Source organism: Billgrantia gudaonensis, assembly GCF_900100195.1.
GTDB lineage: Bacteria > Pseudomonadota > Gammaproteobacteria > Pseudomonadales > Halomonadaceae > Halomonas > Halomonas gudaonensis.
The window spans coordinates 82,965-99,013 of the sequence record NZ_FNES01000004.1; the positions used below are offsets into that span (position 1 = coordinate 82,965).

General features: G+C 65.9%; 11 protein-coding genes. 1 reads left to right on the forward strand and 10 read right to left on the reverse strand.

What is annotated here, in order from left to right; all coding sequences use genetic code 11:
* Window positions 1–212 precede the first annotated feature (212 nt).
* The 7 genes from purU to BLP96_RS06245 all read right to left on the reverse strand — a co-directional run bounded on the left by purU (window position 213) and on the right by BLP96_RS06245 (window position 9,285).
* Window positions 213–1,079 (reverse strand): formyltetrahydrofolate deformylase, encoded by an 867-nt coding sequence (purU, locus tag BLP96_RS06215; protein WP_089684231.1) that lies wholly within the window; start codon window positions 1,077–1,079, stop codon window positions 213–215.
* A gap of 57 nt (window positions 1,080–1,136) precedes the next feature.
* Window positions 1,137–1,787, reverse strand: a complete 651-nt coding sequence (locus BLP96_RS06220) for a sarcosine oxidase subunit gamma (protein WP_089684233.1) — start codon at window positions 1,785–1,787, stop codon at window positions 1,137–1,139.
* The gene (locus tag BLP96_RS06225; RefSeq protein ID WP_089684235.1) at window positions 1,780–4,830 is read right to left on the reverse strand and encodes a sarcosine oxidase subunit alpha family protein; all 3,051 of its coding nucleotides are present in this window, start codon (window positions 4,828–4,830) and stop codon (window positions 1,780–1,782) included. The genes BLP96_RS06220 and BLP96_RS06225 overlap by 8 nt, the downstream gene beginning before the upstream one ends.
* The gene (locus tag BLP96_RS06230; RefSeq protein ID WP_089684237.1) at window positions 4,827–5,177 is read right to left on the reverse strand and encodes a sarcosine oxidase subunit delta; all 351 of its coding nucleotides are present in this window, start codon (window positions 5,175–5,177) and stop codon (window positions 4,827–4,829) included. The genes BLP96_RS06225 and BLP96_RS06230 overlap by 4 nt, the downstream gene beginning before the upstream one ends.
* 177 nt (window positions 5,178–5,354) lie before the next feature.
* Entirely contained in the window at window positions 5,355–6,605 is a 1,251-nt protein-coding gene (locus BLP96_RS06235; protein WP_089684239.1) for a sarcosine oxidase subunit beta family protein, read from the reverse strand.
* Between the two features lie 50 nt (window positions 6,606–6,655).
* The gene (gene glyA / locus BLP96_RS06240) at window positions 6,656–7,951 is read right to left on the reverse strand and encodes a serine hydroxymethyltransferase (RefSeq protein ID WP_089684240.1); all 1,296 of its coding nucleotides are present in this window, start codon (window positions 7,949–7,951) and stop codon (window positions 6,656–6,658) included.
* A 227-nt stretch (window positions 7,952–8,178) separates the two neighbouring features.
* Window positions 8,179–9,285, reverse strand: coding sequence for an FAD-binding oxidoreductase (locus BLP96_RS06245; RefSeq protein WP_089684242.1), 1,107 nt, complete (start codon window positions 9,283–9,285; stop codon window positions 8,179–8,181).
* A 358-nt stretch (window positions 9,286–9,643) separates the two neighbouring features.
* Between BLP96_RS06245 and BLP96_RS06250 the strand changes: the two genes are divergently transcribed.
* Window positions 9,644–10,930 (forward strand): aromatic ring-hydroxylating oxygenase subunit alpha, encoded by a 1,287-nt coding sequence (locus tag BLP96_RS06250; RefSeq protein ID WP_089684244.1) that lies wholly within the window; start codon window positions 9,644–9,646, stop codon window positions 10,928–10,930.
* Between the two features lie 36 nt (window positions 10,931–10,966).
* On the opposite strand, the gene BLP96_RS06255 is transcribed toward BLP96_RS06250, so the two are convergent.
* From BLP96_RS06255 to BLP96_RS06265, 3 genes are read right to left on the reverse strand one after another with little or no spacing between them, the layout of a single operon-like run.
* The gene (locus BLP96_RS06255; RefSeq protein WP_089684246.1) at window positions 10,967–11,221 is read right to left on the reverse strand and encodes a hypothetical protein; all 255 of its coding nucleotides are present in this window, start codon (window positions 11,219–11,221) and stop codon (window positions 10,967–10,969) included.
* Window positions 11,222–11,235: 14 nt separating this feature from the next.
* Window positions 11,236–14,097, reverse strand: a complete 2,862-nt coding sequence (fdhF, locus tag BLP96_RS06260; protein ID WP_089684673.1) for a formate dehydrogenase subunit alpha — start codon at window positions 14,095–14,097, stop codon at window positions 11,236–11,238.
* Between the two features lie 4 nt (window positions 14,098–14,101).
* Window positions 14,102–15,820: an NADH-ubiquinone oxidoreductase-F iron-sulfur binding region domain-containing protein gene (locus BLP96_RS06265; protein WP_089684248.1), complete on the reverse strand. Its 1,719-nt coding sequence runs from the start codon at window positions 15,818–15,820 to the stop codon at window positions 14,102–14,104.
* Window positions 15,821–16,049 lie beyond the last annotated feature (229 nt).

The window sequence follows — 16,049 nt, forward strand, 5'->3', positions numbered from 1 at the left end:
CGGGATGAGACCAGAGACATGATAAATATTATCACTCACAGCTACAATGGAAGACCTCTCATTTGCATGGGCAAACGGCTCTTTTTTGAGCACGCTCAACAAGACGGCAGAGCGCCATCGCCCCGATGCCACGCAACCGACGAGGACACCGAGAGACCGATGGCGCACTCCGCACCGAACGCCACATGCTCGAGCGCAGGCAGGCTTCCGCGTTACTTGGCGAATACCACCGTGCGTTTGGCGTGCAGGAATACCCGCCGCTCGAGGTGGTAAGCCACGGCTCTGGCCAGGGTCAGACATTCCACGTCGCGCCCCTTGGCCACCAGGTCCTCCGGGTAGTCGGCATGGCTGACCGGCTCAACGCCCTGGGTGATGATCGGCCCCTCGTCGAGATCGTCATTGATGTAGTGAGCGGTAGCGCCGACCAGCTTGACGCCCTTCTCGTAGGCCTGATGGTAGGGCTTGGCACCCTTGAAACCCGGCAGCAGGGAGTGGTGGATGTTGATCGCCCGGCCGGCGAGCCGCTCGCACATCTCGCTGGACAGCACTTGCATGTAGCGAGCCAGGATCACCAGCTCCGCTCCGGTTTCTTCGATCACCTGCCAGACCTGGGCCTCCTGCTCGGCCTTGGTCTCGGGCGTGATCGGGAAATGGTAATAGGGCAAGCCATGCCAGTCGGCCAGTGACTGCAGATCCGGGTGGTTGGAGACCACGGCCCGGATGTCGATGGGCAACTGCCCGGTGCGGTAACGATACAAAAGGTCGTTGAGGCAGTGATCGGCCTTGGAGACCATGATCACCACCGGCGTGCGTGCCTCCGGCGCGGTCAGCTCGAAGACCATCTCGAACGCCGCGGCCCGGGGCGCGAAGACGGCCTGGAAGGCCTGCGCATCGAAGTCGGGGTCCTGAGGCCGGAACTCGGTGCGGATGAAGAAGCGCTCGCCGTGGCGATCGTCGAAGGAGTGCTGCTCGGTGATGTAACAGCGCCTTTCCTTCAGGAATCGAGTGACCACATCGACGGTGCCCAGGCGGCTCGGGCACTGGGCGGTGAGAATCCAGGTATCGGCACTACGGCTCATGGCGAGTCTCCTGATGAAGCAGGCCGGGAGCAAACCCCGGCCTGGAAAGCCCTCGGATCAGCGCTCGACGCCGATGCCGTACTCCTCGCCCGCGTCCAGAAGCCAGCGATAGGTGTAGTCGGCAAAGCTGCGGCGCACCACCAGCTCCCAGCGGGTTTCCGTCGGTCGGCGCAGGATCACCGTGGCCTTGGCGAAGACGGTGGTGACGCCCTTGCCCACCGGGAAGTGGCTCGGGTGCACATCGTAGATCACCGATTTCATCAGCAGCTCGCGGGCCGCCTCGCCCGTCAGCTCGACCAGAGTCTGCCCCCCGCTGACGTTGCTGATCGCGAAGTGGGCGTCGCCCAGGACCGCGCGCAACCGGTTCTCCAGCGCGAACTCCTCGCCACCGGGCACGATGACCAACCACTCGTCCGGGGAGATCCACTGGATGGAGCGCTGGCCATCGGCGTCGTGGACCAGGCCCTGGGGCTCGCCGGGCAGCGGGATGCCGAGCACCTCGCGGACCGCCTCGTCGAGGACGATGGCCCCGCCACGCAGCACCAGGTGACCCAGGAAGGGCCGCTCGCGCAGCACCACCCGGCTCTTGGCGGTGGGCGCCGGCGCCCCCGAGCGGCGATAGGAGTAGGCCAGCGGCGATTCCACCGGAATCTTGGCTTGGGTGCGGGTATCGAAGGTTCTGACCTTCTCGGCAGCGGTATTAGACATTCTGGCGCTCTCCCTTGGGGTCGACGAAGATCGGGCTGACGATTTCGGCCTCATGGACCTGGCCGTCGGCCATGGACAGATAGACGCTCTCGCCCATCTTCTGCTGACCGCCCTTGACCACGGCCAGGGCGAAGCCTGAGTCCAGGGTCGGGCTGTAATAGCTGGAGGTCACATGCCCCACCATGGGCATGGGGATGGCATGATGGGGATCGAAGACGATCTGGGCACCCTCCTCCAGCACCACTTGGGGATCCTTGGGCCGGAGGCCCACCAGCTGCTTGCGGTCGCTGCGAGCGGTGTCGGGACGTGACAGAGCCCGCTTGCCGATCCAGGAGAACGGCTTGTCGTAGCCGATCGCCCACTGCATGCCCAGGTCCTCCGGGGTCACCGAACCGTCGGTGTCCTGACCGGCGATGATGAACCCCTTTTCCGCCCTCAAGACGTGCATCGTCTCCGTTCCGTAGGGCGTCAGGCCGTACTTGTCGCCATGGGCGAACAGCGTCTCCCATACGTGCAGGGCATAGTTGGCCTGGACATTGATCTCGAAGGCCAGCTCGCCGGTGAAGGAGATGCGGAACACCCGCGCCGGCACCCCGGCGACGACGCCCTCGCGCCAATCCATGAACTTGAAGGACTCACGATCCAGGTCCATGTCCGTTATTTCGGCCAGCAACTTGCGCGCCTCCGGCCCGGTGATGGTCATGGTCGCCCAATGGTCGGTCACCGAGTTGAAGTAGACCTCCAGCTCCGGCCACTCGGTCTGGTGCCAGATCTCCAGCCACTCCAGCACCGTGGCCGCGCCGCCGGTGGTGGTGGTCATCAGAAAGTGGTTCTCGCCCAGGCAACTGGTGGTGCCGTCGTCGAACACCATGCCGTCGTCCTTGCACATCAGACCGTAGCGGACGCGGCCGGGGACCAACTTGGCCCACTTGTTGGTGTAGACCCGCCCCAGGAACTCCCGGGCGTCGGGGCCCTGGATGTCGATCTTGCCGAGCGTCGAGGCGTCGAGAATGCCCACCGCCTCGCGCACCGCCCGACACTCCCGAGCCACCGCTTCCGCCATGCTCTCGCGTTCGCCGTTGACGGCGCCAGCGCGGGCTTTGGGAAAATACCAGGGGCGCTTCCACTGGCCCACGTCCTCGAACTCGGCGCCGTGCTCAACGTGCCACTGGTGCAAGGCCGTGTAACGCTCTGGGTCGAACAGCTCGAGACAATGGCGACCGACGATGGCGCCGAAGGTGACCGGGGTGTAGTTGGGGCGGAACACCGTGGTGCCCACCTCGGGGATCGTCTTGCCCAGGCAGCGCGCGGCGATGGCCATGCCGTTGATGTTGCCGAGCTTGCCCTGGTCGGTACCGAAGCCCATGGCGGTGTAGCGCTTGACGTGCTCGATGGATTCGAAGCCCTCGCGGGTGGCGAGTTCGATGGCCGCCGCGGTCACGTCGTTCTGCAGGTCGACGAACTGCTTGGGCCCGCGCAGGGTCGGCTTCTCGTGGGGCACATGGTAGAGCGCGCAGGCCTTGCCTTCGCGGATGGCGTCGGCCCGGGGCAGCTCGATGGTGTCGGCGGACCTGCCCAGCGCTGTCAGCGCCTCGCACGCCTTGGCCATGCCGTCGGCCATGCCCTCGGCCAGGTCATGCACGCCGCGGGCGCTGCCGGCAGCGTGCACGCCCTTCACCAGGCCGGGCACGAAACCGAGGATCTCGTCGTTCCAGGTCGGCCGGGCGCCGGTGTGGGAAGCCAGATGGATCACCGGGCTATAGCCGCCGGAGCTGGCAATGGTATCGCAGGCCAGGGTCTCGGCCTGACCGGTGACCCTGAAAGCTTCGGCATCGATGGTGGCAACACGGGCGCCGCTGACGCGCTTGTCTCCCTTGGCCTCGAGCACCGCCGCGCCTTCGATGATGCGAATGCCGCGGGCACGGGCCTGCTCGACCAGCTCACCGTCCGGGTTGCGGCGCGCATCGACGATGGCCACTACCTCGCGGCCGGCCTCGAGCCAATCCAGAGCGGCGCGGTAGGCGTAGTCGTTGCTGGTGGAGAGCACCAGCTTGTTGCCCGGCACCACCCCGTAGCGGCGGATGTAAGTGGCGACCGCCCCGGCCACCAGGTTGCCCGGCACGTCGTTGCCCGCGTAGACCAGCGGTCGCTCGTGGGCACCGGTGGCGAGCAGCACCTGGCCGGCACGCACGCGGTGCATGCGCGAGCGGGAGGGGCGATGACCGTCCACGGTGGGCGCGGTCTCGCCGAGGTGTTCGGTACGCCGCTCGTGCAGGGTCACGAAGTGATGGTCGTGGTAGCCATTGGCGGTGGTGCGGGCCAGCAATGTGACGTTGTCGCACTCGGTGAGTTGGGCGATCACCTGCTCGGCCCACTGGGCGGCGGGCCGGTCATCGAGCAACTCGCGGGTATCGAGCAGCGAACCGCCCAGCTCCTCCTGCTCGTCACACAGGATCACCCGGGCACCGGCACGCGCCGCGGTGAGCGCCGCCGCCAAGCCGGCCGGGCCGGCGCCGATCACCAACAGGTCGCAGTGCTGGTTGAGGTGGTCGTAGCTGTCCGGATCGTGCTCCATGGGGCTGCGCCCCAGTCCCGCCCCTTTGCGGATGACCTTCTCGTAGGTCATCCACAGCGAGGCCGGAGCCATGAAGGTCTTGTAGTAGAAGCCCGGCGGCATGAACTGGCCGCCCAGCTTGCCGACCAGGCTCATCAGGTCGCGCTGGACGTTGGGCCAGCCGTTGGTGCTGCATGCCTCGAGGCCATCGTAAAGCGCCTGCTGGGTCGCGCGCACGTTGGGCACCTGGGCCGCCTCGGTGGTGCCGAGCTGGACCACCGCATTGGGCTCCTCGGCGCCAGCGGCGACGATGCCGCGAGGCCGCGAGTACTTGAAGCTGCGATTGACGATGTCGACGCCGTTGGCGAGCAGCGCCGAGGCCAGGGTATCCCCGGTATGCCCCTCATAGGCCTTGCCGTTAAAGGTGAAGCTCAGCTTGCGAGAACGGTCGATGCGGCCGCCCTGGGTGAGACGATTGAACTGGCTCATGCGCGGACTCCGTCACGAAGCGATGTCTGCTGGGCGGTGGCGTCGGCCGGCCGGCCTTCGGGGTGCTCGGCGGTGATCGTCGGCCGTTCGCCCATCTTGTAGGTCTCGAGGATCTCGTAGGTCACGGTGTTGCGGGTGACGTTGAAGAACTTGCGGCAGCCTACGGCGTGCACCCACAGCTCGTGGTGGATGCCGCGGGGATTGTCGCGGAAGAACAAATAGTCGCCCCACTCTTCATCCGAGCACGCTTCGGGGTCCGCCGGGCGAGCGATGTGCGCCTGGCCCTTGGGGTGGAATTCCTCTTCCTCGCGGGTCTCGCCGCAGTAGGGGCAGTAGATATGAAGCATGGTGGTTCTCCCTTGGAGAGACTTTCACTCCGGATCCGATGAGCTTCTCCGGCGACAAGTCTGCGCGAGGGCGCTGTGAACCCATCCCTGGGCGCTACTTTTGCCATCCATGGCAAAAGACCCTCGCTTCGCCTTGCCCCCGGCGCGCATCTCGAAGCGCCTGTCCTCACGTTGTTCTCAATGGGCCACGCCGGCGGCGCCGTGCTCATCGACCAGCGCTCCGGTATGGAAACGGTCGATAGAGAACGGCGCGGCCAGCGGATGCATCTCACCCTTGGCCAGGCTGGCGGCGAATACGTGCGCCGACCCCGGCGTCGCCTTGAAGCCACCGGTGCCCCAGCCGCAGTTGAAGTAGAGCCCCTTGACCTTGGTCTTGGAGAGGATCGGGCAGGCGTCGGGACAGGTATCGACGATGCCGCCCCACTGGCGGTTCATGCGCACCCGGGAGAAGATCGGGAACATCTCGACGATGGCCTGCAGGGTGTGCTCCACGGTCGGATAGCTGCCGCGCTGACCATAGCCGTTGTAGCCGTCGATGCCGGCGCCGATGACCAGGTCGCCCTTGTCGGTCTGGCTGATGTAGCCGTGCACGTGGTTGGACATCACCACGGTGTCGAGCACCGGCTTTAGCGGCTCGGAGACCAGTGCCTGCAGCGGGTGCGACTCCAGCGGCAGCTTGAGGCCGGCCATCTTCGCCAGCACCCCCGAGTTGCCGGCCGCCACGCAGCCGACGGTCTTGGCCTCGATGTCGCCACGATTGGTGTGCACGCCGTACACCTGACCGTCGCGGATCTTGAAGCCGGTGACCTCGGTCTGCTGCAGGATGTCCACTCCGTGGGCATCGGCACCGCGGGCGAAGCCCCAGGCCACGGCGTCGTGCCGGGCCACGCCGGCGCGCGGCTGCCAGGAGGCGCCGAGCACCGGATAGCGGGCGTTCTTGGAGCAGTCCATGATCGGCACCAACGCCTGGACGCCCTGGGTATCCAGCACCTCGCTGTCGATACCGTTCAGCCGATTGGCGTTGACCCGGCGCTGGATGTCGCGCATGTCCTGCAGGGTGTGGCCAAGGTTCAAGACGCCGCGCTGGGAGAACATGACGTTGTAGTTGAGGTCCTGGGACAGGCCCTCCCACAGCTTCATGGAGTGCTCGTAGAGGGCTGCCGCCTCGTCCCACAAGTAGTTGGAGCGCACGATGGTGGTATTGCGCGCGGTGTTGCCGCCGCCCAGCCAGCCCTTCTCGATCACGGCAACGTTCCTGATGCCGTGTTCCTTGGCCAGGTAGTAGGCGGTGGCCAGGCCATGGCCACCGCCGCCGACGATGATGACGTCGTACGCTTTCTTGGGCGTGGGATTGCGCCACTGGCGCTGCCAGTTCTCGTGGTGGCTCAGCGCGTGCTTGACCAGCCCGAAGCCTGAATAACGTTGCATAGGGATCTACTCCTCGAGGGCCCCGCCGGGGGTACCGGCGGGGAACGGACTCACGCGATGGACGTGCCGGCCGCGGCGGTCGCCTGGGCATAGACGGGATGGCGAGCACACAACTCGGCCACCTTGCCGCGCACTTCGATCTCGACTCCGGTGGTGTCGGCGCCCAGCGCCAGGACGTCGAGGATGTCGCAGATCCAACCGGCCAGCGTTTCGCACTCCGTCTGGCCGAAGCCGCGGGTGGTCACGGCCGGAGTGCCGATACGCAGCCCGGACGTCACGAAGGGGCTTTGCGGGTCGCCCGGCACGGCGTTCTTGTTGACGGTGATGTGGGCGCGGCCCAGGGCGGCGTCCGCGTCCTTGCCGGTCACGCCCTGCTTGATCAACGAGACCAGAAAGAGATGGTCGTCGGTACCGCCGGAAACCACCTCGAAGCCACGGTCGACGAAGACGCCGGCCATGGCCCGGGCATTGTCGATGACCTGGGCCTGGTAGCGCACGAAGTCCTGACTCATGGCCTCGCGAAAGGCCACCGCCTTGGCGGCGATGACGTGCATCAGCGGACCGCCCTGCTGGCCGGGAAAGACCGCCCCGTTGAGCTTCTTGTAGAGCGTCTCGTCGCCGCTGGCGGAGAGAATCAGGCCGCCGCGCGGACCGCGCAGGGTCTTGTGGGTGGTGGTGGTCACCACGTGGGCGTGGGGCAGCGGGCTCGGATAGTGGCCGGCCGCGATCAGGCCCGCCACATGAGCCATGTCGACCATCAGCCAGGCACCCACTTCGTCGGCGATGTCGCGGAAACGCCGCCAGTCGATGACCCGGGAGTACGCCGAGAAGCCGGCGATGATCAGCTTGGGCCGGTGCTCGTTGGCCAGGCGCTCGACCTCGTCGTAGTCGATCTCGCCGGTCTCCGTATTCAGGCCGTACTGAACGGCGTGGTAGTACTTGCCGGAGAAGTTGGGTGCGGCGCCGTGGGTCAGGTGGCCACCATGGGCCAGGCTCATGCCCAGCACGGTGTCGCCCGGGGAGACCAGGGCCATGAAGGCTGCGGCGTTGGCCTGGGCACCGGAGTGGGGCTGGACGTTGGCGTAGTCGGCACCGAACAGCGCGCAGGCCCGCTCGATGGCCAGCCGCTCGACCGCATCGACGTGCTCGCAGCCGCCATAGTAGCGTTTGCCTGGATAACCCTCGGCGTACTTGTTGGTCAGTTGGCTGCCCTGAGCCTCCATCACCTGAGGGCTGGCGTAGTTCTCGGAGGCGATCAGCTCGATGTGGGCCTCCTGACGCGCCACCTCGTCGGCGATGGCGGCGGCAATCTGGGGGTCGGCTGTCGTAAGGTTGTTGGCGTTCATGACATCACCCTGGGAAGTGGCTGTTCAACGATAGGCGAAAAGGGGGCGCGCGGTATTCTGAAAACGACACCGTCATCATCGAGCGAGACAGGCCAACACGCCGGAATCGCCCGAGCGGCCGACTCTGCCACCCGCTATTGATAGCGGATGCCGAAACACGAAGATTGAACGGATGCGACAACTTGGCGGCCATAATCGCGCCAGCCGCACCCTGCTGCCGTCACGGCTCAGTAATCCACTACCACATCGCCCAACGGCTTGCTGCAACAGGAAAGAATATACCCTTCGTCGATGTCCTCGTCGGTAATGCCACCGTTGTGATCCATCTCCACGTCACCCGACTTCAGTCCGACCCGACAGGTGCCGCATATCCCCATTCCGCAGGCCTTGGGAATATGCAGACCGAGCTTCGATGCAGCCGCATGCACCGTCTCGCCCGGCTGAATGCGCACGCTTTTTCCCGACCCGGCAAACTCGACGCTGATCAGGTCTTCGTAATCGATGTCCTCGGCTTCCGCCTCGGCCTGCTCGGCCAGTTCCAGAACGTCTTCACGAACGTCCGACGGCGTGGCTACGAAAGACTCTTCATGGTAATGGCTCATGTCGAAGCCATTGCTGCGCAGGATATTCTTGATGGCATTCATGTACGGTGCAGGGCCGCAACAGAAAACCTCCCTTTCGAGGTAATCGGGCACCATCAACTCCAGCATCTGCTGATTCAAGTAGCCACGGTAACCGGCCCAAGCCTCGCCAATATCATCCTTGCTTTCGCAAACGATGTGCAATTTGAACTCGGGTATCCGAGAGAACATATGCACCAGCTCACGATGGTAAATGACATCGCGGGGAGCCCTGGCGCTATGGACGAATTCGACATCGACATTGGCATTGGTATCGAAGAGCCAACGCGTCATCGACATCAGTGGAGTGATGCCTACACCGCCGGAAAGAAACAAGACCTTATCGGCAGGAAAGTCGATCGAATTGAAATTGCCTACCGGCCCGTGCACCACCAGCTCATCGCCGACCTTGAGGTTCTCGTGTATCCAGTTGGATACTTTGCCCCCCGGTATCCGCTTGACCGTGATCGAAAAGCTGTAGGGTATGGATGGCGAACTGGAGATGGTGTACGAGCGCATCGTCGGCTCGTTATCGATTTCCAACTCCAACGTCACGAACTGGCCCGGTTTGAAAAAGAACAGTACCGGCTGCTCTGCCATGAAGCAGAAAGTCCGTACATCCCAGGTTTCCTGGATCACCTTGACGCAGCGGACCGCATGACGCCCATTGGTCCAGGTTTGGGTCGTGACCGGGTTGAAAAAATTCATTGTCATCGTCGTCTCTGCCTGGCAGTGCCGTGGCTATGCCTCCACCGGTCCGTAACGTGCACACGGTCCAGCGCCTTTTCACGTCCGCATTCTGAGTACGCACTGAATATCTGGCTTGCCTGTTTGCGACATGCGCATGCCTTCCGCACCCATTCCCTGGCGGAGATACAGCTGCCTGGTCGCCGTTGCATCATCCGAGGTCGTGAACAGACATCTGGCAGCGTCGGACATGCACCACAATCGCCGAAAAATACGGACGCCAGGTTGTTCCATGCGTCAATGCCAATCCGCTCACGACAACAACAGCAACCCATGATCGTATCGCCGTCCTCGCGGGGAGGCGGCGTTCAAAAGGATATTCGGTATGAACCTGATAGCGACTCACGAACTGGACGACCCCTTGGCCAAGGCACGCGAGGCGACTGCCGACATGTTGCAGTCGAGGGTCCGCAACTTTTCGCTACCCCAGCCGTTCTATAACGATGCCAGGCTGTTCGATCTCGACATGCAAGAGATCTTCGAGAAGGAGTGGCTATTCGCTGGCATGACCTGCGAGATACCCGCCAAGGGCAACTTCATGACGCTCGATGTCGCCAGCAACCCGATCGTCATCGTGCGCGGTCACGAGGGGCAGGTGCATGCCTTCCACAACGTCTGTCGCCATCGCGGTTCGAGACTGTGCATGAAGGACAAGGGCAAGGTGGCCAAGCTGGTCTGCCCCTACCACCAGTGGACCTACGAGCTGGACGGCCGCCTGCTGTTCGCGGGCAGCGACATGGGCGATAGCTTCGACCTCGCCGCCTACGGCCTCAAGCCGGTCCATGTGAAGTGTGCCGGGGGCTTCATTTTCATCAACCTGAGCGAAACCCCACCGGCCGTCGACGACTTCCTGGACACGCTGGAGCACTACCTGGAACCCTACGACATGACCAACGTCAAGGTGGCCGTAGAGTCCTCCATCGTCGAACAGGCCAACTGGAAGCTGGTCATCGAAAACAACCGCGAGTGCTATCACTGCAATGGCGCCCACCCTGAGCTGCTCAATTCCCTGCAGGAGTTCGACGACACCGACGACCCGCGTGCCACCCCGGCCTACAAGGCACTCGTTGCACGCAAGCAGGCCGAATGGGATGCCCAGCAGGTGCCTTGGCAGCTCAAGCGTTTCGGCAAGCGCAACCGCCTGACCCGTACCCCAATGCTCAACGGCACCGTCTCCATGACCCTGGATGGCAAGCCGGCGTGCCAGAAGCTGATGGGACGCCTCTCGAACCCCGATATGGGATCGCTGCGCATCCTGCATCTGCCCAATTCCTGGAACCACTTCATGGGCGACCACGCCGTGGTCTTCCGCGTCATGCCGTTGGGTCCCCAGCAGACGGTGGTCACCACCAAGTGGCTGGTACACAAGGATGCCGTGGAGGGCGTGGACTACCATCCCGAGCGGATGCGCCACGTGTGGGATGCCACCAACGATCAGGACCGCCGCCTCGCCGAAGAGAACCAGCGCGGCATCAACTCCAGGGCCTATGAGCCCGGTCCCTACTCCGAGACCTACGAGTTCGGGGTGATCGACTTCATCGACTGGTACAGCGAGCGGCTGCGGGAGAACCTCAACCACAGCGCCCCGTCGCTGCAGGTGGTACAGGGCTGAAAGGATAGCGGCCCCACCCTTGCGGCGGGGTCACTCTCACGGTTTCGCGCCCCCTGCCACTACCGGCACCAGGAACTGCTCCAGGGCGTTGCGCACCGAAGGCAACATCACCTCGCGCTGCGCCTCGAGCTCGGCCACCAGCGCCACCAGCCCCTCGACACCCACCTGCTCGTGCATCAGCCGCGCCATGCGCGCGCAGGTCTCGGGGCAGGCGCCGTCGGGAATGCGCACCCCCAGCGCCACCAGCCGCTGGCGAAAGTCGTCGCCATCGACCAACTCAGCGATCATCATACCCAGCCCTCCCTTTACCGCGATTCGACAGTTTCATTCGGCTCGGCGGTCGCTGCCCTCGACAGCCGTGCCGCCGCGTATTTGAACTCGGGAATCTTGCCGAAGGGGTCCAGCGCCGGATTGGTCAGCACGTTGGCGGCCGCCTCGGCGTAACAGAACGGCACGAATACCATACCCTCCGGCATGGCCGGGTCGACGCGCGCCGCCAGGGTGATGCTGCCGCGCCGGGTGGTGATGGTGATCGGTTCGCCGGGCGCCACATCCAGGTGGCGCGCTTCCGCCGGGGCAAGGCTCGCCACCGCCGCCGGCTCGAGGTCGTCGAGCACGCGCGCGCGGCGCGTCATGGAGCCGGTGTGCCAGTGCTCCAGCTGGCGGCCGGTGGTCAGCACCACCGGGTAGTCGGCGTCGATCGGCTCGTCCGGCGGCAGCGGCAGGGTCGGCGAGAACCTGGCCTTGCCGCTGGCGGTGGGAAAGGCGTCGGAGAACACCACGTCGGCACCGGGGGCGTCGTCGGCCGGACAGGGATAGGAGACCGAATGCTCGCGCTCGAGCCGCTCCCAGGTAATGTGGTCGAGCGAGGGCATGCCTCGCTTCATCTCCGCGAAGACCTCGCGAGGGTGCGCATAGCGCCAGTCGAGGCCGAAACGCCGGGCGATCTCCTGGATGATCCACCAGTCGGGCTTGGCCTCACCGGGCAGCGACACCGCGGCCCGACCGAGCTGCACCTGGCGGTTGGTGTTGGTGACGGTGCCCTCCTTCTCCGACCAGCTGGAGGCCGGCAGGATGACGTCGGCGAACTGTGCCGTCTCGGTGACGAAGAGGTCCTGCACCACCAGGTGCTCGAGCTTGGCCAGCGCCGCCCGGGCGTGATCCAGGTCGGGATCGGACATCGCCGGGTTCTCGCCCTGAATGTACATGCCGCGGATGGTGCCGTCGTGGATGGCGTGCACGATCTCCACCACGGTCAAGCCCGGCTGCTCGTCCAGCGGGGCGTTCCACAGCTCCTCGAAGGCGGCGCGCAACTGGGCATCGCCGACCGGCTGGTAGTCCGGCAGCACCATGGGGATCAGACCGGCGTCGGAGGCACCCTGCACGTTGTTCTGGCCGCGCAGCGGGTGCAGCCCGGTGCCGGGCCGACCGGTGTGGCCGCAGGCCAGCGCCAGAGAGATCAAGCAGCGCGCGTTGTCGGTGCCGTGAACATGCTGGGAGATCCCCATGCCCCAGAAGATCATCGCCCGCTCGGCCGTGGCGTAGAGGCGCGCCACTTCGCGGATGGTGGCCGGATCGACGCCGCAGGCCGGCGCCATCGACTCGGGGGTCATCTCGGCCACGTGCGCCTTGAGCGCCTCGAAGCCCTCGGTGTGCTCGGCGATGTAATCCTCGTCGTAGAGCCCCTCGCTAACGATGACGTTGAGCAACGCGTTGAACAGCGAGACATCGGCCCCCGGCGTGAAGCGCACACTGAGATGGGCATAGGCGTCCAGAGCCTGGCCGCGCGGGTCGAGCACGATGAACTTGGTGCCGCGCTTGGCGGCCTGCTTGAAGAAGGTGGCCGCCACCGGGTGGTTCACCGCCGGGTTGCAGCCGGTGAGAATCACCACGTCAGCGTTGGCCGCCTGCATGAACGACGCGGTCACCGCACCGGAGCCGATGCACTCCATGAGCGCCGCCACCGAGCTGGCATGGCACAGCCGCGTGCAGTGATCGACGTTGTTGGAGCCGAAGCCCGTGCGCACCAGCTTCTGGAACAGCCAAGCCTCCTCGTTGGAACACTTGGCGCTGCCGAAGCCGGCCAGCGTCTCGGGCCCCTGGGCGGCCTTGAGGTCGACGAGTCCCTGGGCGGCCAGGTCCAGCGCCTCCTCCCAGCTCGCCTCGCGGAAATGGGTCAGCGGCTGGGCGGGGTCGAAGTCCGGGTCGAGTCCCTTGGCCACGCCGTCGCGGCGAATCAGCGGGGTGGTCAGGCGCGCCGCGTGATTGGGGTAGTCGAAGCCGAAGCGCCCCTTCACGCACAGCCGCTCCTGGTTGGCCGGGCCATTCTTGCCCTCGACGAACAGGATGCCGTCATCCTTCACGTGATAGGTGAGCTGGCAGCCCACGCCGCAGTAGGGGCAGACGGAGTCGACCCGGCGATCCGCCACGGCGGAGTCGCCCCGGCCCTGCTCGTCGACCAGGGTCGCCGGCATCAGCGCCCCGGTGGGGCAGGCCTGGACGCACTCGCCGCAGGCCACGCAGGTGCTGTCGCCCATGGGGTCGTCGAAGTCGAAGACGATCTTGGCCGCCGAACCGCGGTGGGCCAGGCCGATGACGTCGTTGACCTGCACCTCCCGGCAGGCGCGCACGCAGAGGTTGCACTCGATGCAGGCGTCGAGGTTGACGCGCATCGCCGAATGGCTGCCGTCATGCCCTTGGGCATGGCTCAGGGCACCATCACGCGGGGCGACATGCTGCACGGTGGGCGTGGCGCGCTCGACGTGCTGCGGCAGCCACTCGCGCACCGCCGTGGCGTCCACGGTGAGTTGATCGGCCATGGCCCAGAAGTGGCTCGAACGATCGGGACTCGCCTCGCGCTCGGGCTGGTCGACGGCGAGCAATTCCAGCACGCCCTCGCGGGCCACGCGGGCACGCTCGGAAGAGTGGCTCCTGACCACCATGTCAGGGCGCGCCTCGCGGATGCAGCTCGCGGCCAGCACGCGCTCGCCCTCGACCTCGACCATGCAGGCTCGGCAGTTGCCGTCGGCGCGGTAGCCGGGGGCGTCCTTGAAGCACAGATGAGGAATGGTCTCGCCGGCGCGCTTGGCCACCTGCCACAGCGTCTCGCCGGGGCGGGCGCGGACCTCGATGCCGTCTAGGGTCAGGGTGAAGCTCGTGTCGCTCATCATTTCACCCCTTGATGATCAGATTCTGGGCGGCCAGTTCGCCGCGGAAGTCCTTGAGCAGTCCCAGCACCGGGTTGGGTGCCGCCTGCCCCAGTCCGCAGATGGAGGCGTCCATCATCACCTGGGCGAGGCGCTCGAGCGCACCGGCATCCCAGGCATCGCGCTCGAGCAGCGTCAGCATCTTCTCGCTGCCGACACGGCACGGCGTGCACTGCCCGCACGACTCGTCAGCGAAGAAGGCCAGCAGGTTGGTAGCCACGCCGCGCAGATCGTCCTGGTCCGAGAGAACGATGAGTGCCGCCGATCCGATGAAGCAGCCTTCCGCCTGCAAGGTGTCGAAATCGAGCGGGATGTCCGCCTTGCTCGCCGGCAGGATGCCACCGGAGGCACCCCCCGGAAGGTAGCCGGCGAGGCGATGGCCCTCGGCCATGCCGCCACAGTATTCTTCGATCAGCTCGTTCAGGGTGATCCCGGCCGGCGCCAGGTGTACGCCGGGGCGCTTCACCCGCCCGGAGACCGAGAAGCTGCGAAGGCCACTGCGCCCGTGTCGCCCCTGGTCGGCGAACCATGCCGCGCCGTGCTCGTGGATCCCCGGGATCCAGTAGACGGTCTCCACGTTGTTGACCAGCGTCGGACGGTCGAAGAGCCCCTTCTGGGCAACGAAGGGCGGGCGATGGCGCGGCTTGCCGGGTTTGCCCTCCAGCGACTCGATCAGCGCCGACTCCTCGCCGCAGATGTAGGCGCCGGCGCCGCGGCGCAGCACCACGTACCCCGGCTCGATCAGACCGGCCGCCTCCAGTTCGGCGATCGCCTCGGCGAGCACCCGGCGCAACCCGGGGTACTCGTCGCGCAGATAGACGTAGAGCGCCTCCGCCTCCACCGCCCAGGCGCTGACCAGCGCCCCTTCGAGGAAACGGTGCGGCTCGCGCTCGAGGTAGTAGCGGTCCTTGAAGGTACCGGGCTCGCCCTCATCGGCGTTGATCACGCAATAGCGCGGTCCCGCCTCCTGGCGGACGAAATACCACTTCTTGAAGGTCGGGAAGCCGGCTCCCCCAAGGCCACGCAGGTTGGCCGCCTCCAGCTCGGCCATCAGCGTTTCCACCGTGACGCGCCCGGCTCGGCAAGCTTCCAGCAAGGCGTAGCCGCCGGCAGCGCGGTAGGCGTCCAGGCGCGGCCAGTCGATCGGCTCCGGATGCAGATCGCCAGCGTCGATCGCCGCTTCGACCGCCGGCGAGGTGGCATGGCCAAGGTGGCGGTGGCCCACCTCCACCACCGGTGCCGTCTCGCAGCGTCCCATGCAGGGGGCACGTACCACGCGCACCTCCGCCGGGTCGAAGCCGGCTTCGAGTTCGGCCTTGAGGGCGGCCGCGCCGGTCAGCTGGCAGGAGAGCGAGTCGCAAACGCGCACGGTGACCGCCGGCGGTGCGGTCTGATCGTCGTGGACCACGTCGAAGTGGGCGTAGAAGGTTGCCGTCTCGTAGACCGCCGCCATGGGCAGGCTCATGTAGGCGGCCAGGGCGCGCAGAGCCGCCAGTGGCAGGTGGCCACGGGCGTCCTGGATGGCGTGGAGGTGTTCGATCAACAGATCGCGCCGGCGCAGCGTCGGCTGCTCGCGCTCGTCGCCGAGCAGCCGACGCAGGGCGTCGAACTCACCGAGGTCGAGTTCGCGACCACGGGGCTTGCCGCGCAGGCGACGGTTGGGGTTCACGGTCTGGACGGTCATGATGGACTCGTTATCATTGGCTGGCGCCTCGATATCATGTTGGCACCCACCACCTACGGGGACAATGTTCGGTAGACCTCAGGCCGGGCCAGAGATATCCCGATGTCGCTCTGGGAACAGCCCCGGTCGCGACCGGAGCTGTTCGAGGTCAATTGGCTCGCCGCGCCGCCTTCCGGTGCTGCCAGTCGGCCCGTTCAGGCACTCTTCAGGCGGCCACGCTGCCGTGGGG

Coding starts and splice junctions, on each gene's coding strand:
- BLP96_RS06255 (WP_089684246.1), bottom strand. CDS start 11,221: ATGATGATCGCTGAGTTGGTCGATGGCGACGACTTTCGCCAGCGGCTG.
- fdhF (WP_089684673.1), bottom strand. CDS start 14,097: ATGAGCGACACGAGCTTCACCCTGACCCTAGACGGCATCGAGGTCCGC.
- BLP96_RS06225 (WP_089684235.1), bottom strand. CDS start 4,830: ATGAGCCAGTTCAATCGTCTCACCCAGGGCGGCCGCATCGACCGTTCT.
- BLP96_RS06235 (WP_089684239.1), bottom strand. CDS start 6,605: ATGCAACGTTATTCAGGCTTCGGGCTGGTCAAGCACGCGCTGAGCCAC.
- BLP96_RS06250 (WP_089684244.1), top strand. CDS start 9,644: ATGAACCTGATAGCGACTCACGAACTGGACGACCCCTTGGCCAAGGCA.
- BLP96_RS06220 (WP_089684233.1), bottom strand. CDS start 1,787: ATGTCTAATACCGCTGCCGAGAAGGTCAGAACCTTCGATACCCGCACC.
- BLP96_RS06265 (WP_089684248.1), bottom strand. CDS start 15,820: ATGACCGTCCAGACCGTGAACCCCAACCGTCGCCTGCGCGGCAAGCCC.
- glyA (WP_089684240.1), bottom strand. CDS start 7,951: ATGAACGCCAACAACCTTACGACAGCCGACCCCCAGATTGCCGCCGCC.
- BLP96_RS06230 (WP_089684237.1), bottom strand. CDS start 5,177: ATGCTTCATATCTACTGCCCCTACTGCGGCGAGACCCGCGAGGAAGAG.
- purU (WP_089684231.1), bottom strand. CDS start 1,079: ATGAGCCGTAGTGCCGATACCTGGATTCTCACCGCCCAGTGCCCGAGC.
- BLP96_RS06245 (WP_089684242.1), bottom strand. CDS start 9,285: ATGACAATGAATTTTTTCAACCCGGTCACGACCCAAACCTGGACCAAT.